Genomic DNA, 19,345 nt, shown 5'->3' with positions numbered 1-19,345 from the left:
CGTGAGCCCATCCGGGACTCCGCTAACGGAAGCCGTAGACCAGGACCTTTTTCCCCTCAAAGCTTTCTTGCACACCTTGCTCGCAATACGTCGGACACTTTACTGTGCCGTCCGCGCTCTCGCCTGACACGGTGACCGCCCTGTAGACAACGGATTCGATGAGTGTCCCGTCGGCAGCGACGACGATGTTCAGATCGGTCTCGACGCCGGCCGGCACGGCTCCGCCGGCGGTATAGACGGTTTTCATGGTGCCGGTGCAATCGGAGTTCACCGTGTAGGTGCCGATCTGGTTCGGATTGAATGTAATCTGCCCCCCTTTCGGCAGCCCGCCGATAACCCCGAAGTCGGTGCGTGAGAAATGGCCCATACCGTCGAACGTCACCAGGGCGACGTCATCGAGGATCGACGTTGCGGCGTACGAATGCACCTTACCATCGGCACCTATCAATCCAAGAATCTCTCCGTGACCGATAAACTCAAACGGTCCCCTTAGCGTTGCGTTCGAGCAAAGGCCGCCGGCCTGCGCGGCACCACTGAGCGAGAGAAGTGCAACGGCTGTTGCCGACGCAATGCTTAAATGCTTGATCTTCACGGTCATCTCCTTGCCAGCGAATCGGGCGCTTAACATCACGGCGCGCAGGGGTCTATTGCCTGGCTGGATTGGGCACCCAATTCAAAATGACATTCAAAAAGGCCGCAGTGAATCCTGGCTGCCGCCGTTTGCGGAGGAAGCAATGAGAGAACGAATGGCCGTCAGTGCGGCCGAGTGTTCTGGAGTGTGGGCGAGAAAGCCGAGGTGCGGGCCAAGCAATGAACTGCGAAACGCTTCACCAAGCAGTTATTGTTCGCTTGGCGTCGGCAGACACGCGCAGAAGAGGTGCACGAAAGTCCGCGCAATTGTGACTTCGTGAGTCAGCCACGCATTAAGGTCGCATAGCAAAAAATAGTGTAATCCACGATCTTCGCAGGTGCCAGGTAGATTTCGGACAAAATGACAGGCGCGTTCAGAATCGCGCGGTGCGAATCATGCGCTCTCGCCTACCTGTAAATGAGAGCAGGCGTCGAATAACCCTGAACAGGAGGCGACGGTCGACATTGTCGCTTAGAACGACCCCTCTTTGCCCCAAAGACCGACCTTCACGGTTAGCTCCATGTCCGTAGAACAGGCCGGGGTGCACCCGGCCTGTTGGGGTGTTGGATGCGCACAGCGTCGCGTGACTGCGGAAGCGCTGCGCCTTCGATCACGCTGCGTTGATGAGTCCAAGTTGTTGCAGCGCGGTCACACCGTCGTCCAGCCCGATTTCTTCAACTATCTTGCCGTCTTTGAGCCGTAGCACGGTCGTGCCGGTGAAGCGCATTTTCCGGCCGGTTGCAGCCGGTAACGATCCAATGAGGAAATCGTTGAATGCCGGACCGGTATGTGTGCCGCCACCCTCCCAGCGGCCAACTACATAGTCCCCCTCGGCGATAAGATCAGCGGCGCCCCAGAAATTGAGGTCCGGAAACGCTTCGCGGAAATCGGTCATGAATGCCTTGATGTCCTCGCGGCCACGGCGCGGTTCGTGCAGCGAGTATTGAAGCAGCATGTCGGGAGCAGCAAGCTCATCGACGATGTCGAGGTTGCATGTCTTGCCCCAAAAATCAGTGAACCAGCGGCCCACGACGGCCTTGTTGTCATCTTCCTTGGACATGGTGAATTCCTCATTGACTGTGATTGAGAGAGGGAAACGCAATCGCTTCCCTCTGCATGAACAATATTGGTGCAAGCATTCCGCCGCCCCCCGTTTCTTGCTGGAATACTCGATAAACCAACGGGCGGCTGATGGCGACGATGGTCACTACACGTGTCGATTCGGCTGTAGTGCATCTCGCCGGATTAAGTAAGGACGACAAGACGGCATAGCCGTTTGCGTTAAGCGCTACCTTGTGTTCACAGCAATTAGGCAGCAAGAATCGGAGCGCCGGCACCGACTCGCTGCCATATCTTGTCCATGCGATCGCACAGTAGACGAGGTCGACGGACGAAGAATGGTGCGCTCGAATCCCATGTATCTCGCGGGCGACCGGTCGCCAGTTCGGTTATCGGCGTAGGGCGCGCCTGTCCTTCATTGACTGGAGTCCAACCATGTTGCCGTTTCTCTCGCTTCATGCGCTCGCAGCCCAACGCGGCGACGGATTGCGTCCTGAACTTAAAGCCTTGTTCGAACACCATGCCAGGCTGGCGACCGGGCTCGCCGCTGCCATCGAGTCTGTCGAAACAGAGTTTCCTTCCCAGGTGGCAGGCGTAGTTGCCGACATTTCTGTGAAGGAGTGCGGGGCCGATGGGCCGTCGGCGAGCGTCTCACGCCTCCGCCGGAGCGGTCAGTAAGGCACGCGCTTCTGAGCGACTCAAACGGGTCGCGTACGGCCGATTACCAGCAGGCCCACGCAGGCCATCTACAGCCGCTGGCCTGCGCCTCCACACGGACATTCGAACGCCGGCCCCGCCAAGATTACGGACCTTCGGGTGCAGCGCGACGCAATCCTGCCGGTCATTGGCGGAGGAATCACGCAGCATATAATTGCGGCGCATCTAGTCACTACACAGATCGTAACGGAGACGAGCCAATGGAAATCGACACTGGGGAGCAATCAAAAATGGGCGCCAACGGAGTCGGCGTCGGCGCCAAAAGGTTGCCTCATATTGCGATCCTTGGTACTGGCGGCACAATCGCTTCGACGGCGGCCAGTGCCACCCAGTTGCACGACTATAAGTTGACTGGCGATATCGACGCGATTCTGAACGCTGTGCCGCAAGTTCGTAGGATTGCTGAGCTTCGCGCCGAACAGGTGGTCAGCGTTGACAGCCACGACATTGACAACGCGATGCTCCTGACAATTGCGAGACGCGTTGACGCCGTTTTGTCCCAGCCGGACGTAGAGGGTGTCGTTCTCACTCATGGCACCGATACGCTGGAAGAAACTGCGTACTTCCTGAATCTCACCATCAAGCGTTCCAAGCCGATCGTCGTTGTCGGTGCCATGCGGCCTTCCACCGCGCTCAGCGCCGACGGACCACTTAACCTGTATAACGCGGTTCGCGTGGCCACTTCGGCACAAGCTGCAGGAAAGGGCGTACTGGTCGTATTGAACGACAGAATCGGCGCAGCACGCTATGTCAGCAAAACCAGCACGACGGCGACCGACGCGTTCCGATCATTTGAGCAGGGCTGTATCGGTGAGATAGCGGGCGGTAAAATCCATTTCTACAATATGCCAACGGGTATCCACACGCAGGCGACTGAATTTCCGATTCAGGGGGTCGGCGATGACTTACCTCTGGTCGATATCATCTACGATCACCAGAATGCGGGAACGCATTTATACGATGCTGCGATTCGCGCAGGCGTTCGGGGAATCGTGCTGGCGGCGACTGGAAACGGAAGCCTGTCCCGAACTGCCAGAGCGGGCGCACGTTCTGCGCTTCATCATGACGTGAGGTTCGTGCGCTCGACCCGGGTCGCTCAGGGCGTGGTGACATCACTGGCGGACGACGAGATGCTTCATATGGTCGCCGCTAATTCCCTCAATCCACAGAAGGCCCGCATCCTGCTGATGCTTGCCTTGACCCGGACCAGCGATTTCCGCGCGATACAGGCGTATTTCGATACCTATTGAGTGATGCGGAGTCCTGTTACCTGCGCGTGCCGCGCTTTGGCTCAGCGAGATCCCTTAGCACTTCAAGAAACAACTCGACATTGCGCGTCATCGGACGGGACGCTTCCGTTATCGCACATATCTCATTGCGGTAGACAGGCGTCCCGGGGATGACCTTGAGTGGATAGCGATGCGTCACAAGGTCCGCATAGTGCTCCGGTAACAAGCCGGCGTAGTGACCCGTCGAGATCAACAACGCAATCGCTTCTAGGCCGGTGGCGTCCGGTCCTCGCTCAAACCCGTCGAGAGTCAGCGTATCTTCCACAAACGGGTGCGGCCGGTAGACCAACGTCACCGGCGACGACGTTTTTTCCCCGACCAAATGCGCCATGGAGTAGACACGCTGAACCTCGACAAAAAGCGGCAAATAGTTGAACGCACGCTCCTTCTTGTACATGCCCCGAATGACCACCTCGACGCTTCGCTCACGTAGCGCCTGATTCAACTGACTGAACGTCATCACGTTGATCTCCGGACGAATGTTCGGTGCCCGGCGTTTCAATTCGGTTAACGCTTCCGGAATCCGGCATCCTTCGTGCGTCACGATCTGTTCGACCATACCAATGACGAGCGTGCCCGAGAGAACTCCGCGCACCGCGTCGATTTCCGGTTTGATGCATTCGAGCGATTTGAGCGCCTTCGAAGCAACCTCGAGGGCGACGTGACCCGCTGTCGTCAGTTCGAAGCCGGCCGGGCCCCGATCGCACAGGCGCACGCCAAGCCGCTCCTCGACTTCCCGGATGTGGCGGCTGATCGAGGCTTTGGACATATTGAGTTGATGTTCCGCAGCAGCAAAGCCGCCTGCCCGTGCAACGGCGCAAAAGATACGCAATGATCGAAGGTCCCGCTCGGAAAAATCCAGTTTGGTCATGACGATGAAAAGGTCTCGTTTTTCGCCACCATATCACTAAAAAAATCAGTTTTCACAACCAATTTGACCCACTAAATTGGTATCACCACACGATAAACGGAGACAAACCATGGCTGCCTCTCTGCGACGCACCTTCATCAAAACTACGCTGGTTATTGCTGCAATCGCTGGATTCGCGCCTCAATTGGCTCTCGCGGAAGGTGGAACCCTCGCCGATATCAAAGCAAGAGGTATGTTGACCGTGGGGACCGAGGCTGCCTATGAGCCGTATGAGTTTGTCGAGGACAGCAAGGTCGTCGGCTACGGGCACGACATTCTGGAGTATATGGTTCGCAAACTTGGCGTGCGCCTGAATCAGCTCAATCTGCCTTTCCAGGGTCTCCTACCGGGTTTGTTGACTCATAAATTCGATCTGGTTGCAACGAGTGTCGGCATTACTGAAGAACGCGCGAAGCGCTTCGCGTTTACCCGGCCGATCGGCGTTGTGCATTCGCTTATCGTTGTGAGCAGCAGCAATCAATCGATCGCCAAACCGGAGGATATCGCCGGCAAGATAGTTGGAACCCAGATGGGGTCGTCGGCGCAGCCGATGGTCAACGATTATGAACAGGTGTTGAAGGCCAAGAAAGGAAAGGGCTATGCCAACGTCAAGTTGCTGCAGTCCTATCCTGATGTAGAAACGGCACTGGAAAATGGAACGCTGGATGTCGGCGTCGTGCCGTCGAACGTACTGGCTGTGGCGATGCGCAAGCAGCCAGGTAAATTCAAGGTCATCGGGGAAATCGGTCAGCCTAAGCTGCTGGCTTGGGTCGTGAACCCCAACGACAAGGAAATCCTCACGTTCGTGAACAGCACCCTCGATGAGATGCGCGCGAACGGCAAGCTCGCGGAACTGCAGAAGAAGTGGTTCGGAGAAGCAATGGATCTGCCGGCTTCGGGCTATCTTCCCCAAGGAGCGTTGTGAGGTCGTCGATGATTGAAATCCTGACCGCGCACGGTGCGTTGAAGCCTCTTTTCGACGGTTTGCTCCAAGGTGCCGGCACCACCCTCTATACCAGCTGCGTCGCATTTCTGCTCGGCCTGGCTTTCGGCGTCATGCTGCTGGCCGTGCGAGTGGGGACCGGTCGCGTCGGGAGCGCGCTCGTGATGTTGTACGTGAGCGCGATTCGCGGTACGCCGTTGCTCATCCAGTTGCTGATTGCCTACTACGTTTTGCCGACGCTGATCGGCTTATCGATAACGCCGGCCGCAGCTGGCATCCTGGCGCTGTCACTGAATACCGCTGCATACATTTGCGAGATTCTTCGCGGCGCGCTGGGCACCATACCAGACGGTCAGCGTGCTGCGGCGTCAGCGCTGGGTATGCGTACCTTGCAAATCTGGCGTTATGTCCTGCTTCCGCAGGTGTTCTATCGAGCTGTCCCACCGCTCACGAGCGAGTTCACGGTGCTGCTGAAAGCGTCATCCCTGCTTTCGATCATTGCGGTAACCGAGCTTGCAACAGTCGCACGGAACGCGACTTTGCAAAGCGATTTGCCGTTGCAGGTATTTGCTGCCACAGCAGTTGTCTATTTCATCATCCTGTTTTGTGCATCGTCGGTGTCACGCATGTTCGAACGGAGAATTTCCCGAGTATTGCCCAATGTCCATTGATCTCAATGTCGTAAGCGAGGCCGTACCTGTCCTATTGCGCGGCCTGAAGGTTAGCGCAACGGTCAGTGCGATCGGCGTTCCGCTCGGGGCACTGGCGGGCACGGTGGCCGCATACATGGCTGATTCGAAAACCTGGTGGCTACGAAGTGTTGCATTGGGTTATGTCGACCTCGTGCGAAACATACCGTTCCTGATTGTTGTCTACCTGTCGTTTTTTGGTTTGCCGAAACTCGGGATTCATGCGTCCGCTTTTGCTGTGGCGATCGGTACGACGGTCTTCTACACCGGTGGGTATTTTTGCGAAATCCTGCGCGCGGCTTTCAAAAGCGTTCCAAGGGGGCAGGTCCGTGCTGCCCAGTCGCTTGGCATGCGCGGCTGGCAGGTGCAGCTCCACGTTGTCGTGCCGCAGATCTTCGGCTTTGTTACGCCACCCGCTACCAGCCTGGCCATCATGATGTTCAAGGACTCATCGATCTTTTCGGTCATGAGTCTGCCGGAGCTGACCTATCAAAGCAATTTATTGACCGCTGATACTTTTGCCTACGTCGAAGTCTTGGGCACCACGGCACTGATTTATTGGGGATGCAGCGTACTTATTGACGCCTGCGGGCAATTCATAGAGCTACGCGTTAGGCGTTGGAGTCATCGCTGACCGTTTATCGCTACTTTTACACTGGAGTATCAATGGAACCACTGACCGTTGCACCGCCCGTCGGACACGCTACGTTGCTATATTCCGATCTGGACACCGATCTGGAAAATCTGAAGGCGGACATCGCCATTCTTGGCATGCCGTTCGGATCGCCTTATACAGCGAAGGCGTTTACCAACGACCAGACCAACGCGCCGCAGGCAATCCGCGCGGTTACCGACCGGATCGTGCGCGCGCCAAGCCACTACGACTTCGATATCGACGGCCCGATGCTTCAGGGACGCTCCGACATCCGGTTCGTCGATTGCGGCAACGTGATGCCCGACGTTACCCGGCCGGGTGACCACTATCGACGTGGGGAACTCGCCGTGCGCCAGATTCTTAAGGGCGGCGCGCTTCCGATTGTGCTGGGCGGCGATCATGGCATAACCACACCGATACTGCGCGCCTTTGACAGCAAGACGCCGGTCACGTTGGTCCACATAGACGCTCATCTGGACTGGCGCGACGAGGTGAATGGCATCAAGGATGGCCTGTCAAGCCCGATCCGGCGTGCCTCCGAGATGGCGCACGTTGAGCGCATCATCCAGATTGGCCTGCGCGCGCAGGGCAGCGGACGCCCTGAAGATCTGGAGGCGGCCCGCCGGTATGGAGCCGAACTCGTCACCGCGTACGAGTTGCATGAGGTTGGTATGAACGCGATTCTCAGTCGTATTCCGGACGGCGGCAATTACTATTTGACGATTGACGCGGATGGGCTCGACCCCACGATCATGCCAGCGGTAGACGGACCGGCGCCCGGCGGTGTTACGTTTGTGCAAGCGCGGCAGCTTATTCATGGCCTGGTCAGGAAAGGCCGCGTCGTGGGCATGGACATCGTCGAGATCCAGCCGTCCAAGGACAATGCAAGCAAACTCACTTGTGTGACCGCGGGACGCCTGGTTCTCAATCTGATTGGGGCCGCCATCAAGGCCGGCTACTTTGACCGATGAATGACGCACAGGCCATGGCGAGCACCGCCGGAGTGCCGCCCACATCCGCGACGGTCTTGTCACGGCCGACTATTGAGATCCGTGCGGTCAGCAAATGGTATGGCAAGCATCAGGTTCTGTCCGCATGCTCGACTCGGATCAACGAGGGTGAAACCGTCGTGGTCTGTGGGCCGTCGGGCTCTGGCAAGTCGACCTTGATCAAGACCGTCAACGGACTGGAGGCGTTTCAGAATGGCGAAATCCTCGTGAACGGAGTCTCGGTAGGCAACTCAAGAACCGACCTGCCGAGCCTTCGCGCGCGCGTAGGGATGGTCTTCCAGCATTTCGAATTATTTCCGCATCTGTCGATCGTCAGGAATCTGATGCTGGCGCAAACCGCGGTGTTGGGGCGACAACGGGATGACGCCGCGGCGAGGGGGTTGGCGCTGCTGGATCGAGTCGGTTTGCGTGCCCACGCCGACAAATATCCGGGGATGTTGTCGGGCGGGCAACAGCAGCGTGTAGCGATCGCGCGATCGCTGTGCATGGATCCCGTCGTCATGCTGTTCGATGAGCCGACCTCGGCGCTGGATCCGGAAATGATCAACGAAGTACTGGACGTGATGGGCGAACTGGCAAACGACGGCATGACCATGATGGTGGTGACGCACGAGATGGGATTCGCCAGACGTGTCGCCGATCGGGTGATCTTCATGGAAGCGGGCGCTATTGTCGAGGATAGTTCCGTCGATCATTTCTTTGGTGGACGTTCATCGGAGCGAGCCCAACTGTTCTTATCGAAAATATTCTCTCATTGACGGGTAATTGACGGCCGCCGAGCACTTATCGCCCGCACGTGGGCATGGGTCCGCGGCTTACCGGCAAGCTGCCGTTTAGACGATGCCTGCCGGCGTCTTTCGTATCGCCACCGCCGATACGTTTCCAGTTAAGGATTCACTCAGCTTGAACCCATTCCGGCTTCTGTACCGTCGCTCCGTGCAGCCCCTTGTACGCCGCCACGGACGGCTGCGACCACCCTTCCAGCAGACGCGGCGCAAGCCGATAGATCTCCACGCCGAGCGGTCGGCACACTTCCAGCGGGTCGCGCGCATCGGGGCCCCACATCGGCAACGAGAGATCGCCGCCCGGGCACGTCGACAGCGCGCAAAGCAAATCGATCTCCGCGAAGAATTCCAGATAATCGCCCTTCTTCGCCGGACAGGCCTTCATGAAGTACTTGTCGTCGAGATTCAGACCCGTGCACTGGAAAACGTTGAGCACGTCGTGTACGTCGTACTCGGTCAGGCCGTACGGCGCAATCGCACGCGTGAGATTCGAATGGCAATGGAAGTGGAAGTCTTCGCCCGTCAGCATCCGGTTCACGTACGGGTCGCACCGCGTGCCGAGCAGATCGTGAACCCGCCCGCCGTGTTCGTCGATGCCGTAACCGGCGAGACTGTCGTCCGTGATCGTCACCATCGGACGAAGGAACGGCAGCGTCGACCAGAGGCGGTCGAACGTGCTGACGTGCGCGGCTTGCAGCTGGCGCGTGCGCGACGCCCACATCCGCTCGCGCGGATTGTGCAGGTTCCACATGTTCACGTCCGCGACCTGCGGCCCTTCGATCGTCACGATACGGAAGACATGTCCGGCGGGCACTGTCCACGCCTGCCCCGAGCGGATCGGAATCACGATCGACTCGATCAGTTCGCGGCCATCGTGCTCGGCCGCGATGCGTCCATAGAATGCCTTGTCGACATCGAGCGCGGAACCCTTGGTCGATTGGTAAGCGGCTGGGTAATTCAACATGAGATCGCTCCTTGATGATGCGGCCGACGCGCCCACACGCTAGTCGTTTCCGTCGATGCGGCCGGCCGCGGGATGTGTCACAGATAATCGAGCATCGCCTGTTCCGACTCCGTCAGATAGTCGGCGAGCGCCGCTTGCGCCTTGTCGAAACTGCCGCGCTCGATCAGTGCGAAAATGCGCTGGTCTTTCGCGATCCACGGTTTCTGAAAGCGCTTTTCGTCGGGCGCGGACGCAAACACGAGCCGCAGCTGCGCGAGGATCGTCGTGAAGAACGCATCGAACAGCGCGCTGTGCAAAAGGCGCACGATATGCCGGTGAAACAGCAGGCTGCACGTGCCGACGGCGCGCCAGTCTTCACGTTCGACAGCCTCGTGCGCGCACTGGATCGCTTCGCACATCAACGCGAGTTCGTCCGCTTCGATGGGCGTTTCGCGCGCCAGCGCCTGCAGCTCAAGCGTGCGCCGCACGCGGTAGATATCCCGCACGTCGTGGCGCGTCAGCGTGCGCACGACCACACCGCGGTGCCGGTAGTGCACCGCCAGCCCTTCACGGCACAGCAGCCGCAACGCCTCGCGCAGCGTGTTGCGCGACACGTTGTGCAATTGCGTCAGATCGTTTTCGACGAGCGCCGTGCCGGGCAGCAGCTTGCCCTCGATGATCTCGTCGCGGATCGTCGTCAGGATGCGGTCGGTCACGGACTGGTCGGTCTCGACGGCTGTCGCGGCAGGCGTGGAACTGGCGGGCATGTGTGCTGTTGTCATTCGTCGGCTCAGGCGATGTGGACGTCTTTGAGAAAACGGGCGATGCGCGAGGTCTTCTGATTCGCCAGTTCGAGTGGAGGACCATCGCTGAGGATCGTACCGCCTTCCATGAAAACCACCCGGTCCGAAATGCGAAACGCGAACTGGATTTCGTGCGTGACGATGATCATCGTCATTCCGTCGCGCGCGAGCTGTTCGATCACTTTCAGCACTTCCTGCACGAGTTCCGGATCGAGCGCGGAGGTCGGCTCGTCGAACAACACGATCGAAGGCTGCATCGCAAGTGCGCGCGCGATCGCCACGCGCTGCTGCTGGCCCCCCGACAGCTGATGCGGATACTTGTGCGCATGCGCCGCCATGCCGACCTTCGCCAGCAGCTGCATGCCGGACTCGTCGAGCGCGCTGCCCGTCAGGCGCCTGTGATAGCGCGGCGCGAGCGTCACGTTCTGCAGTACCGTCTTGTGCGGAAACAGATTGAAATTCTGAAACACCATGCCGATGTCGAGAATGCCGCGCAGGTAGTCGCCGCGCGGCGCCTTGCCGTGGCCGCGATGCGCGGAATGCAGGAACGCGCGGCCGTGCAGGCGCACTTCGCCGTCGTCGAGCGTTTCGAGGCCGTTCAGCGTGCGGATCAGCGACGTCTTGCCGGACCCCGACGGCCCGATGATCGACACGACTTCGCCGGCCCTCACGTTCAGATCGATGCCCTTGAGCACTTCGTGGTGGCCATAGCGCTTGCGAACGCCGACCGCTTCGAGTGCGCGAGCGTCGCTTCGCGCGTCACCTGTTGCGCTGGCGGCGTTCGCAACGCCATTCGATGCTTGCGCCGGCGGTACCGCGACGTCGATCATCACGGCGTGCTTGCGGCGCGTCACGTCGAGGCGCTTTTCGAGCATCTTCAACAGATGGCCGAACACCGTGATGATCAGCACGTAATAGAACGACACCGCTAGCATCGTCTCCAGCACCTTGAAGTTCTGAGTGTAGAGCCGCTCGCCCACGAGCAGGATTTCAGCCAGCGAGATCACCGACACCAGCGACGTCAGCTTGACGATCGTGATGTACTCATTGATCAGCGACGGCAGCGCGACGCGAAATGCCTGCGGCAACACGATCAGGCGCTGCAGCCCGACAAATCCGATGCCGAGCGCTTTGCCCGCTTCGAGCTGCCCTTTGTTGAGCGCGAGCAGGCCGCCGCGATGAATCTCGGCGATATACGCGGTTTCGCTGATCGACAACGCGATCAGCCCTGCCCAGAACGGATCGGACAGCACGCCACTCGACCAGGGCAACACCTGCGGCAAGTTGTAGACGAAAATCAACAGCACCAGCAGCGGCAAGCTGCGAAACAGCCAGATATACCCGCCGCACGCGGCGCGCAACGGCACGAACGCCGACTGCTTGCCGAGCGCAAGCACGAATCCGGCGACGATACCGATCAGCCACGTCGCCACGCTCAATTCGACGACGAGCCACGCGGCCTTCCAGAATGCAGCGTCGACGAGCAGCGACGCCGCGTAATGCCAATCGAACAACATGGGGTTCCCCTTCCCGCGCGCTGCGATGCAAAGCACGCGTGGCGAAGCGGGCCGTAACGGCCCGCCGGACAGTACGGAAACGGGACGTTATTTCTGCGTGCTGCCTAGCGCGAGCGCGACGTCACTGCCCGTCGGTTCTGCGACGTTATATTGCTTGAGCAGGGCCGCATACTCGCCTGACGACTTCATCGATGCCAGCGCCGTCTTCAACTGCGACAGCAGCACGTCGTTGCCTTTCTTCACACCAAGACCGATCACCACGGGATAGAGCGGCGCCGTCGACGTGATCTCCACACGTCCGCCTAGTCGGGTTGCTGTAATCTGGGCGACGGCGGAATCCTCGAATTGCGCATCGACGGCATGCGACAGCACGGCCTGAGCTGCTTCCGGCGAGGTCTCGAACTCGCGCACATCGATCGCACCGCGCCCGGCCGGGACGCACACCTTGTTCGACACGTCGTTGAGTTTCGGAATCCACGACGCGCCCTTGATCGAACTGACCCGCTTGCCGCACAGGTCTTCCGGCGTCTTCGGAGCGAAGCCCGTGCCGCTGAGCGCAAGTAGCGAACCGCCCGTCTTCAGGTAAGGCAGAAAGTCGATCTGCTTCGCGCGCTCAGGTGTCACATACAGCGCGGACGCGATCACATCGAAGCGATTCGCGTCGACACCGAGAATCAGATTCGCAAAGCGCGTATCGACGAACGACGGCTTGAGCTTCAGATGTGCCGACAGCTTATTCATGAAGGCGGGATCGAAGCCGGCGGGCGTCCCGTTGTCCAGATAGTCGTACGGCGGATAGGTCAGATCGGCGCCGATCTGCAGGCGCTCGGCCGCGACCGTCCCCGCCGCGGCGGCAATGTCCACGTGCGTCGCCGCGAATATGGGTGCGATCGCGACGGCGATCTTCATCGTGTGCGAAAGGCCCTTGAGGGCCGACTTCGGAAATGTGAGGGCTTTCATAGGGTCTCGCTCGTCTTGTTGCGCTGATTGATTGTTGAACAATGAGCAAACTATTGTTGAACAATATCCGGAATGCAAGCGCTTTTTTGTGCCACGACGCGGCGCGCGATACGAGAACGAAGGGAAGTCAGGGATCGGCGGGACTGTTGATAGAGGCAAAAACGCCCGCGCGATGCCCGACAGTCGGCTCGCGCTCCCACACGGACGTTTGACCGTCTCGCCACCGCGAAAATCGTACAGCCGCGGTCCGAATCGCAATTGGGCAGCGTGCGAGCAGCCGCTCGCGGTCGATGCCTATAATCACGCGACGATCTCAACTTGGCGCGCTGCGACGCGCGCACAGACAACGGAGAAACGCGATGAAGCGGAATAGCGCAGTGGTGATCGGCGTGGGTGCCGAGCTCGGACTGGGCGGGGCGTTGTGCAGAAAGTTCGCGGCGAACGGATATCACGTGTATGTTGCGGGCCGCACGCAGGCCAAGCTCGACGCGGTGACGAAAACCATCGCGGACCGCGGCGGCTCGGCGGAATCGTTCGCGATGGACGGCACGTCGGAAGCGGATATCGTGCGGCTCTTCGACAGTGCGATGTCTCCATCCGAGGACAGCATCGATGCCCCGTCGCTCGTCGTCTACAACGTCGGCAACAACCGGCGCATTCCTTTTCTCGATTTGAACGCGGAACAGTTGCAGGAATTTCTGCGCTCGGGGCCCGTAGGCGGCTTTATCGCCGGACGCGAAGCGGCGCGGCGTCTTGGACCGCTCGGTCGCGGCACGGTGATCTTCACGGGTGCGTCAGCGAGCCTGCGCGGCAAGCCCGGCTTCGCGCATTTTGCAGCGGCAAAAGCGGGACTGCGCATGATCGCGCAAAGCATGGCGCGCGAGTTCGGGCCGCACGGGCTGCATGTCGCGCATGTGGTGATCGACGGCGGGATCGACGGCGAGCGCCTGCGCAGTGCGCGTCCGCAAGCGTCCGCCGAGCGCGGCGAAAACGGGCTGCTCAACGTCGATGCAATTGCCGAGGCGTATTGGCAGATTCACTTGCAGCATCCGTCAGCGTGGACGCATGAGATCGATCTGCGGCCCTTCAAGGAGCCCTTTTGAACGGGAGCGCCTCGACCGCGCGCCGCGCGGTCAGGGTTACTGTTCTGGCTTTATCGCTGACCAGCGGTCAAGGACATGTCCTTTTAAGAGAGGCCAGGGCTCACGTGCGTCGGCAGAAGCGCCTGCCGATTTAGCTGTCGCTCTTCGAACGACCCGACACGCGCGGCCGCCTCTCGACATGACTCGAACGCGATTCGGCCTCTTCGGACCGGCTGGAGGACGTCTGCTTGTTGAAGACGAGTTCCTCAACAGTTCGCCAGTAGGCATCCACCACGGCGGGATCCGACGGGGAAACATTGGCGGTCGCCTGCATCTCCGGGCCGAAGCCGGAAAGGGTCGACGTCAGACTGATCAACAGATAGTGGAAGATGATGGGCTCGCCTTGGGGCAACGCGCCTTCATCTTGTGCGGCACGAATCTGTGGCAGCAGCCAATTGATCAGCGGCTTGAGCACCGTGTCCGCGAGCCACTGCAGCCTCGGGCTATATCCGAGGAATTCCTGAAGCATGAAGCGATGAAACTCAGGATAGTCGACCGTGAATCTAAACAGGCCCCTGTACACCACTCGTACACGCTCTGCAGCGCTGCTAGGGGGCGTATCCGCCAGATAAGCGTCCCACTCGTGACGGATACGTTCGAAAACATATTCAGCCACCGCCTGCCATAGAACATCTTTGGAGCGGTAATGGTAAGTGATGAGCGGGTGCTGCAATCCGACTCGGTCCGCGATACTGCGGATGCTTGCAGCCTCAAAGCCCTTCGCGGCGAATTCCGTGAGCGCGGCGTTCAAGATCGCAGCCCGCGTTTCCTGCGCGCGCTGCTGCTCCGCGCGTCGGAGTTCTGTCGGACGACCCTTGCTGCCGGAGTTTTTGCTGGAAACTGTACGTTGCACCATTTGGCTTCTCGAATAGGAATTTCGTTGCCGGAGCGCGCCCGCTCGGGGGCTTGGCAAGACGGCATTCGATACCGGTTTCGGCGAGCTGTATTGAATGCCCGCGTCGCGGGCGTGGCGGCAAAAAACTATACAAAAGTATAATACAACGGAATAGGCGTGCTAATTCATCCGATGATAAGCCGGGTAAGGCGCTGAGGGGTCGCGGCCATGCGGGAGTGTTCCCAAACAGGCAAGCGAGGTAGCCGCATCACGCCTTTTAAATTGAACGGCGGTAAAGTATAATGGTTCGGCTGGTGCGAGGAAGACCGCAACGTAGCACCTGGGTCCGGCGACTAATTAATCGATCACTAAATTCGAGGCGTCAAGCGCACCGTGACCTAGGCGCCGAATCGCACCTGAAGAGAGCTGAGTTCTACCATCTGAATTTCGTGAATGCAGGCGTCGCCAAATGCAGAACAACATCACCTTAACCTCCCGTGACGATCTCGCCGTCATCACCTTGGGAAACGAAGCGCAGGCAAACGCGATCGACCTGGAGTTCTGCGATGGCATGTTGAGAGCTCTCAGCGACATTGAGGCGCGCGAGAAGTATCGCGCGGTCGTTTTGCGAGCCACGGGCCGAATATTTTCGGCCGGTGGAAATCTCGTTCAGATCCTGGATGGGCTGCAAAGATCCGATGGCTTTCTCGAAGCACTAATCAGTGCGCTCAACGCTGTCATTCTGACGCTACGGCGTCTGCCGATTCCTGTGATCGCGAGCGTGCAGGGGGCTGCGGCAGGCGCAGGTTTCTCGTTGGCAATGGCGTGCGATCTGGTCGTAGCGTCACGTGCGGCTCGCTTTGTCGTCGGATACGGCAAGCTCGGGACCTCGACCGACGGGGGACTTTCTTTCCATTTGGCGCGCCGCCTGGGGGCGGCGCGCGCCCTGCAACTTCTGCTGGTGAGCGATTCGTTGAATGCAGAAGAAGCGAGTTCATTGGGACTTGTGCAATGTGTTGCTGATCCAGCTTCGCTGGAAGAAGCCACCCTCGCTATGGCACGGAATGTAATGGACTTGCCGCCGTCGGCGGTCAGCGAGATGAAATCGCTCGTTGGCATGGCATCGGAGGACGGACTTGAGCGACATCTCGAGAATGAAAAGCAGGCGTTCTTGAGATGCGCCTCGACGGAAGCGTTTTATCAGCGAGTCGCCGGGTTCGTTGGACGATCGGGTTCGCCAAGAAACTCGTCAACTTAAAGGCGAACCCCCCGTTTGACCGGACCAAGGAATCGGCAAATGGGCCAACTGCCGAACGCCTTTTGTCAAAGACGGCCTCGTCATGGTTGCGCTGCCGACCCAAAAGCGCTGTTGGATTCCTATCGAAACCTGGATGAGACGGGCATTCGCAACCCGCACCACTGCCACAGCACCCTCCCGGCTCTTTCCCCCCTTCCCTTGACTTTCTCGATCACGTCTGGCGTGGCAGCGGTTAGATCGCAAGACTCCGCCTCATAGGGATAGTCCCAGTCTCATAATCCTTTACGTGCGGAAAGGTTTTTTCTAAACTAAAGCTGTACGATCGGAAAATATAAAGCTTCTTCATACAACTATCAGCGATGTTCAATCGCAAGCAGAACTAAAAGGTCAGGAGATTGGAGATGAAGGGATTGTCGTGCGCCATCGCATTGCTTTGCGTCTCATCCGCTTCCGCATATGCGCAAAGCAGCGTGACCTTGTATGGAATAGTTGACGAAGGCATCACCTACACCACCAATCAGAAGGGAGCCTCGAATTGGCAACTTCAGAGCGGCGGAGCGTCGATCTCGAGATGGGGACTTCGGGGTTCAGAGGATCTCGGTGGTGGCATGAAAGCCGTTTTCGTGCTGGAAGACGGTTTTGATCCATCCACAGGCAACGTCGGCAATAACGGAGCCCTTTTTGGTCGGCAGGCGTACGTCGGCATCACAAGCAACTATGGGGCGCTGACACTTGGGCGTCAGTACGAAGAGATGGCTGATTTGCTGTCGAAAATCAATGCCGGATTGAACTGGTCGGTCTACTTCGCTCATGCCGGCGACATCGATAACACCGCAGGGACCAACCGTATCAACAACGCCGTCAAATACGTCAGTCCCCCAGTGGCAGGATTCTCGTTCGCCGGACTGTATAGCTTTGGCGGACAGGCGGGCCAATTTTCCACGAATAGCGTCAAATCGGTTGGCGTCACTTACGCCGGCGGACCGGTGTATGTCGCCGCCGCCTATACGTATATCAAGAATCCTTTTGCTGCCGTGTTCAACAGCGTTGCGCCCAACGCGGTCACGTTTGCTGCCTATGTGCCCAACGCACAGAGCCAGACGCTCGCAGGCGTCGGCGGACAATACAAACTAGGCAACGCGACGATCGGCCTTGAATATACCTCCACGCGCTTCAAGAACGCCTTCTTAGGCAATGACGTTCGCTTTGACAACTATGAGGCCAACTTTGGTTACTTGATCAGGCCCGACATTCTGGCCGGCATCGTGTACGTGTACACACATGGCAAGGTCGACGCAACCGGTGCAACCCCGATCTACCGCGCGCTCGGTCTCTTTGCGGACTACTACCTGTCCAAGCGAACGGACGTCTACTTCGCCGCTCAATTGATGAAGGCCGCAGGTTCGGCGACGCAAGCGCAAATGACGTATGTGACGAGTCCGTCAAACGGGCAATCTCAAGGTCTCTTGCGCGTCGGGCTTCGTCATCGCTTTTAACGAAGTCAGGAGGTTCGCTTGGGCTGGAAAGCCCGGAGAGACGGGTGGCGCGTCGTGATCGTTTCAGGCGACAACGTCACTCTCACTGCGGCTGCCTCTCGGATACGCGAACCAAACATGGTTGATGAGGTGCTTCGGATCTCGGCCGCGAGGCAGAAGCAACCTGAATTGAATTTCCATTGAAACCCCGCCTCGCCAGCTTCAAGGAAACCTAATGGAACGCACAGGCTACATTCGTCGCGACATACGCCAATTTCTCAATGATTCTCCGATGGGGAAGAAGCAGTGGATGGTGTTTTTCGTCTGCTTTGCGGCGATCGCGATCGAGGGGTTCGATACGATCGTCATGGCGTTTATTGCGCCTGTCGTCAGTCACGATTGGCAACTTCCTCCCGCAGCGCTGGCGCCTTTGGTCGCTTTAGGGTTGTCCGGATTGTTGGTCGGGTCGATCGTGGGTGGGACGATGGCCGATCGTGTGGGTCGCAGGGCGGTGGGCATTACGGCGATCGCATGGTTTGGCATAGCGGCTCTCGCATCCAGCGAGGCGCAATCACTAGTGCAGCTCGTTTTGTTGCGTTTTATCACCGGTCTGGGTGTTGGCGCAGCGATGCCGGCAACCTCGTCGCTTGTCGCTGAATATAGCCCGGACCGCTCCCGCTCCGCTATGCTCGCCTCGATATTTTGCGGGTTTCTCTTCGGCGCTGCTGCAGCTGGTTTCGTCACTTCGTTTGCAATAGGCGTCTTAGGTTGGAGGGGAATGCTGGTATTGAGTGGCGTACTGCCGCTTTGCGTCGCGGGCCTATTTATATGGCAAGTACCCGAGTCGCCGCTCTACATGGTAGCGAGCCGTAAGACCAACGCAGCTGTCCAGCGAGTCGTGGCCAAAATATTCCCGGCGTTCGATTGTTCCGATTTGCATTTTGTCATTGCGGCACCAGGCGGTTCGAAGAGAGGAAGCCTGGCGCTCCTCGGAAAGGAATATCGGCTGGGAACCGTACTGACTTGGATCGCGGAATTTGCGGGGTATTTGGTCTTCTTTCTGGTTGGAAGCTGGTTGCCGACGCATTTGAAGCAAGTCGGCCTGTCGATGCATGAGGCTTCACAAGTATCGTCGATGTTCCAATTCGGCGCTCTTGGCGGTTCGGTACTTTTCGCATTCCTCGTGCGCCGCTATAACGTAGCCTCGGTCATTTGCGGCGCATTCGGCGCAGGTTCATTGCTTGTCATAGGCCTGGGTCTGTCCGAGACCGCATCGTGGCACGCGAACGTGGTTTTCCTGGCCGGGTTGGCCATCGGTGGCCCGCTGACCTGTGTCAATACGATTCCAGGCATCTTCTATCCGACAGCGCTTCGTGCATCCGGCGGAGGATGGACGGTTGCAATTGGACGGCTCGGTTCAATCATCGGGTCGTCGTTGATTGGTCTGATAGTCATATCAGGCTACCCCTATGTGCTTGTATGCGCGTTGTTGTCGATACCGCTCGTGATAGCCAGCGCTTGCATGGTCGTCATGGCACGCGTTCTCTCGGCACAACCGCGGTTGCCGAGCGAACGCGTGGAAATCATCGATACGGTATCGGCCCATGACAGGACGTTATCGAATAGCACCACGAGCGGGCCAGGCGGCTGAGTCAAGTCGTCGACGAAACGTGTCACGGCGGCGGGATTCTGCTATTGGGCGTTGTTCGTCTTGCATACTTTAC

General features: G+C 58.8%; 19 protein-coding genes. 11 read left to right on the top strand and 8 right to left on the bottom strand.

Translation table 11 applies throughout. From position 1 onward, the window contains the following. Nucleotides 1-22: 22 nt before the first annotated feature. On the bottom strand, nt 23-592 hold the full coding sequence (locus tag J3489_RS04350) for a hypothetical protein (RefSeq protein ID WP_206996462.1): 570 nt from the start codon (nt 590-592) through the stop codon (nt 23-25). A gap of 649 nt (nt 593-1,241) precedes the next feature. Continuing rightward, nucleotides 1,242-1,691, bottom strand: coding sequence for an ester cyclase (locus J3489_RS04345; RefSeq protein ID WP_206996461.1), 450 nt, complete (start codon nt 1,689-1,691; stop codon nt 1,242-1,244). A gap of 434 nt (nt 1,692-2,125) precedes the next feature. Here J3489_RS04345 and J3489_RS04340 point away from each other — a divergent pair, with 434 nt between their 5' ends. After that, nucleotides 2,126-2,368, top strand: a complete 243-nt coding sequence (locus tag J3489_RS04340; RefSeq protein WP_206996460.1) for a hypothetical protein — start codon at nt 2,126-2,128, stop codon at nt 2,366-2,368. 239 nt (nt 2,369-2,607) lie between these two features. Further along, the gene (locus tag J3489_RS04335) at nt 2,608-3,657 is read left to right on the top strand and encodes a type II asparaginase (protein ID WP_242539763.1); all 1,050 of its coding nucleotides are present in this window, start codon (nt 2,608-2,610) and stop codon (nt 3,655-3,657) included. Between the two features lie 16 nt (nt 3,658-3,673). Here the strand turns inward: J3489_RS04335 and J3489_RS04330 are convergent, their stop codons facing one another. Beyond that, nucleotides 3,674-4,567, bottom strand: a complete 894-nt coding sequence (locus J3489_RS04330; protein WP_206996459.1) for a LysR family transcriptional regulator — start codon at nt 4,565-4,567, stop codon at nt 3,674-3,676. A 109-nt stretch (nt 4,568-4,676) separates the two neighbouring features. Here J3489_RS04330 and J3489_RS04325 point away from each other — a divergent pair, with 109 nt between their 5' ends. From J3489_RS04325 to J3489_RS04305, 5 genes are read left to right on the top strand one after another with little or no spacing between them, the layout of a single operon-like run. Then, nucleotides 4,677-5,531 (top strand): transporter substrate-binding domain-containing protein, encoded by an 855-nt coding sequence (locus tag J3489_RS04325; protein ID WP_206996458.1) that lies wholly within the window; start codon nt 4,677-4,679, stop codon nt 5,529-5,531. 8 nt (nt 5,532-5,539) lie between these two features. Then, the gene (locus J3489_RS04320; RefSeq protein WP_206996457.1) at nt 5,540-6,220 is read left to right on the top strand and encodes an amino acid ABC transporter permease; all 681 of its coding nucleotides are present in this window, start codon (nt 5,540-5,542) and stop codon (nt 6,218-6,220) included. After that, nucleotides 6,210-6,872, top strand: a complete 663-nt coding sequence (locus J3489_RS04315; protein ID WP_206996456.1) for an amino acid ABC transporter permease — start codon at nt 6,210-6,212, stop codon at nt 6,870-6,872. Before J3489_RS04320 ends, J3489_RS04315 begins: the two co-directional genes overlap by 11 nt. 32 nt (nt 6,873-6,904) lie before the next feature. After that, nucleotides 6,905-7,864 carry an agmatinase gene (locus tag J3489_RS04310; protein ID WP_206996455.1) on the top strand — a complete coding sequence of 320 codons (960 nt, stop codon included), beginning with the start codon at nt 6,905-6,907 and terminating at the stop codon, nt 7,862-7,864. Nucleotides 7,865-7,878: 14 nt separating this feature from the next. After that, nucleotides 7,879-8,661 carry an amino acid ABC transporter ATP-binding protein gene (locus J3489_RS04305; RefSeq protein WP_206996609.1) on the top strand — a complete coding sequence of 261 codons (783 nt, stop codon included), beginning with the start codon at nt 7,879-7,881 and terminating at the stop codon, nt 8,659-8,661. A gap of 136 nt (nt 8,662-8,797) precedes the next feature. Here the strand turns inward: J3489_RS04305 and J3489_RS04300 are convergent, their stop codons facing one another. The 4 genes from J3489_RS04300 to J3489_RS04285 form a co-directional block, all read right to left on the bottom strand. After that, nucleotides 8,798-9,652 (bottom strand): urea carboxylase-associated family protein, encoded by an 855-nt coding sequence (locus J3489_RS04300; protein ID WP_206996454.1) that lies wholly within the window; start codon nt 9,650-9,652, stop codon nt 8,798-8,800. A gap of 77 nt (nt 9,653-9,729) precedes the next feature. After that, a complete protein-coding gene (locus tag J3489_RS04295; protein WP_242539762.1) occupies nt 9,730-10,413 on the bottom strand; it encodes a GntR family transcriptional regulator in 684 nt (227 codons plus the stop codon). An 8-nt stretch (nt 10,414-10,421) separates the two neighbouring features. Continuing rightward, the gene (locus tag J3489_RS04290) at nt 10,422-11,951 is read right to left on the bottom strand and encodes an amino acid ABC transporter permease/ATP-binding protein (RefSeq protein WP_206996453.1); all 1,530 of its coding nucleotides are present in this window, start codon (nt 11,949-11,951) and stop codon (nt 10,422-10,424) included. Between the two features lie 87 nt (nt 11,952-12,038). After that, a complete protein-coding gene (locus J3489_RS04285) occupies nt 12,039-12,911 on the bottom strand; it encodes an ABC transporter substrate-binding protein (protein ID WP_206996452.1) in 873 nt (290 codons plus the stop codon). 359 nt (nt 12,912-13,270) lie between these two features. Here J3489_RS04285 and J3489_RS04280 point away from each other — a divergent pair, with 359 nt between their 5' ends. Then, the gene (locus J3489_RS04280) at nt 13,271-14,014 is read left to right on the top strand and encodes an SDR family NAD(P)-dependent oxidoreductase (protein WP_206996451.1); all 744 of its coding nucleotides are present in this window, start codon (nt 13,271-13,273) and stop codon (nt 14,012-14,014) included. Nucleotides 14,015-14,144: 130 nt separating this feature from the next. Here J3489_RS04280 and J3489_RS04275 read toward each other — a convergent pair whose 3' ends face one another. Further along, complete coding sequence (locus J3489_RS04275; RefSeq protein WP_206996450.1) at nt 14,145-14,909, bottom strand: TetR/AcrR family transcriptional regulator; 765 nt, start codon at nt 14,907-14,909, stop codon at nt 14,145-14,147. Nucleotides 14,910-15,357: 448 nt separating this feature from the next. Between J3489_RS04275 and J3489_RS04270 the strand changes: the two genes are divergently transcribed. The 3 genes from J3489_RS04270 (at nt 15,358) to J3489_RS04260 (ending at nt 19,272) form a co-directional block, all read left to right on the top strand. Further along, nucleotides 15,358-16,146 carry an enoyl-CoA hydratase/isomerase family protein gene (locus tag J3489_RS04270; protein WP_206996449.1) on the top strand — a complete coding sequence of 263 codons (789 nt, stop codon included), beginning with the start codon at nt 15,358-15,360 and terminating at the stop codon, nt 16,144-16,146. Nucleotides 16,147-16,547: 401 nt separating this feature from the next. After that, nucleotides 16,548-17,642, top strand: coding sequence for a porin (locus tag J3489_RS04265; RefSeq protein WP_206996448.1), 1,095 nt, complete (start codon nt 16,548-16,550; stop codon nt 17,640-17,642). Nucleotides 17,643-17,856: 214 nt separating this feature from the next. Next, nucleotides 17,857-19,272: an MFS transporter gene (locus tag J3489_RS04260; protein ID WP_206996447.1), complete on the top strand. Its 1,416-nt coding sequence runs from the start codon at nt 17,857-17,859 to the stop codon at nt 19,270-19,272. Nucleotides 19,273-19,345 lie beyond the last annotated feature (73 nt).

The sequence above is a fragment of the Trinickia mobilis genome (genome assembly GCF_017315705.1).
Taxonomy (GTDB): Bacteria; Pseudomonadota; Gammaproteobacteria; order Burkholderiales; family Burkholderiaceae; genus Trinickia_A; species Trinickia_A mobilis.
Note: the sequence above shows the minus strand (reverse complement) of the source record. Positions and strands in the feature narration are given on the sequence as shown.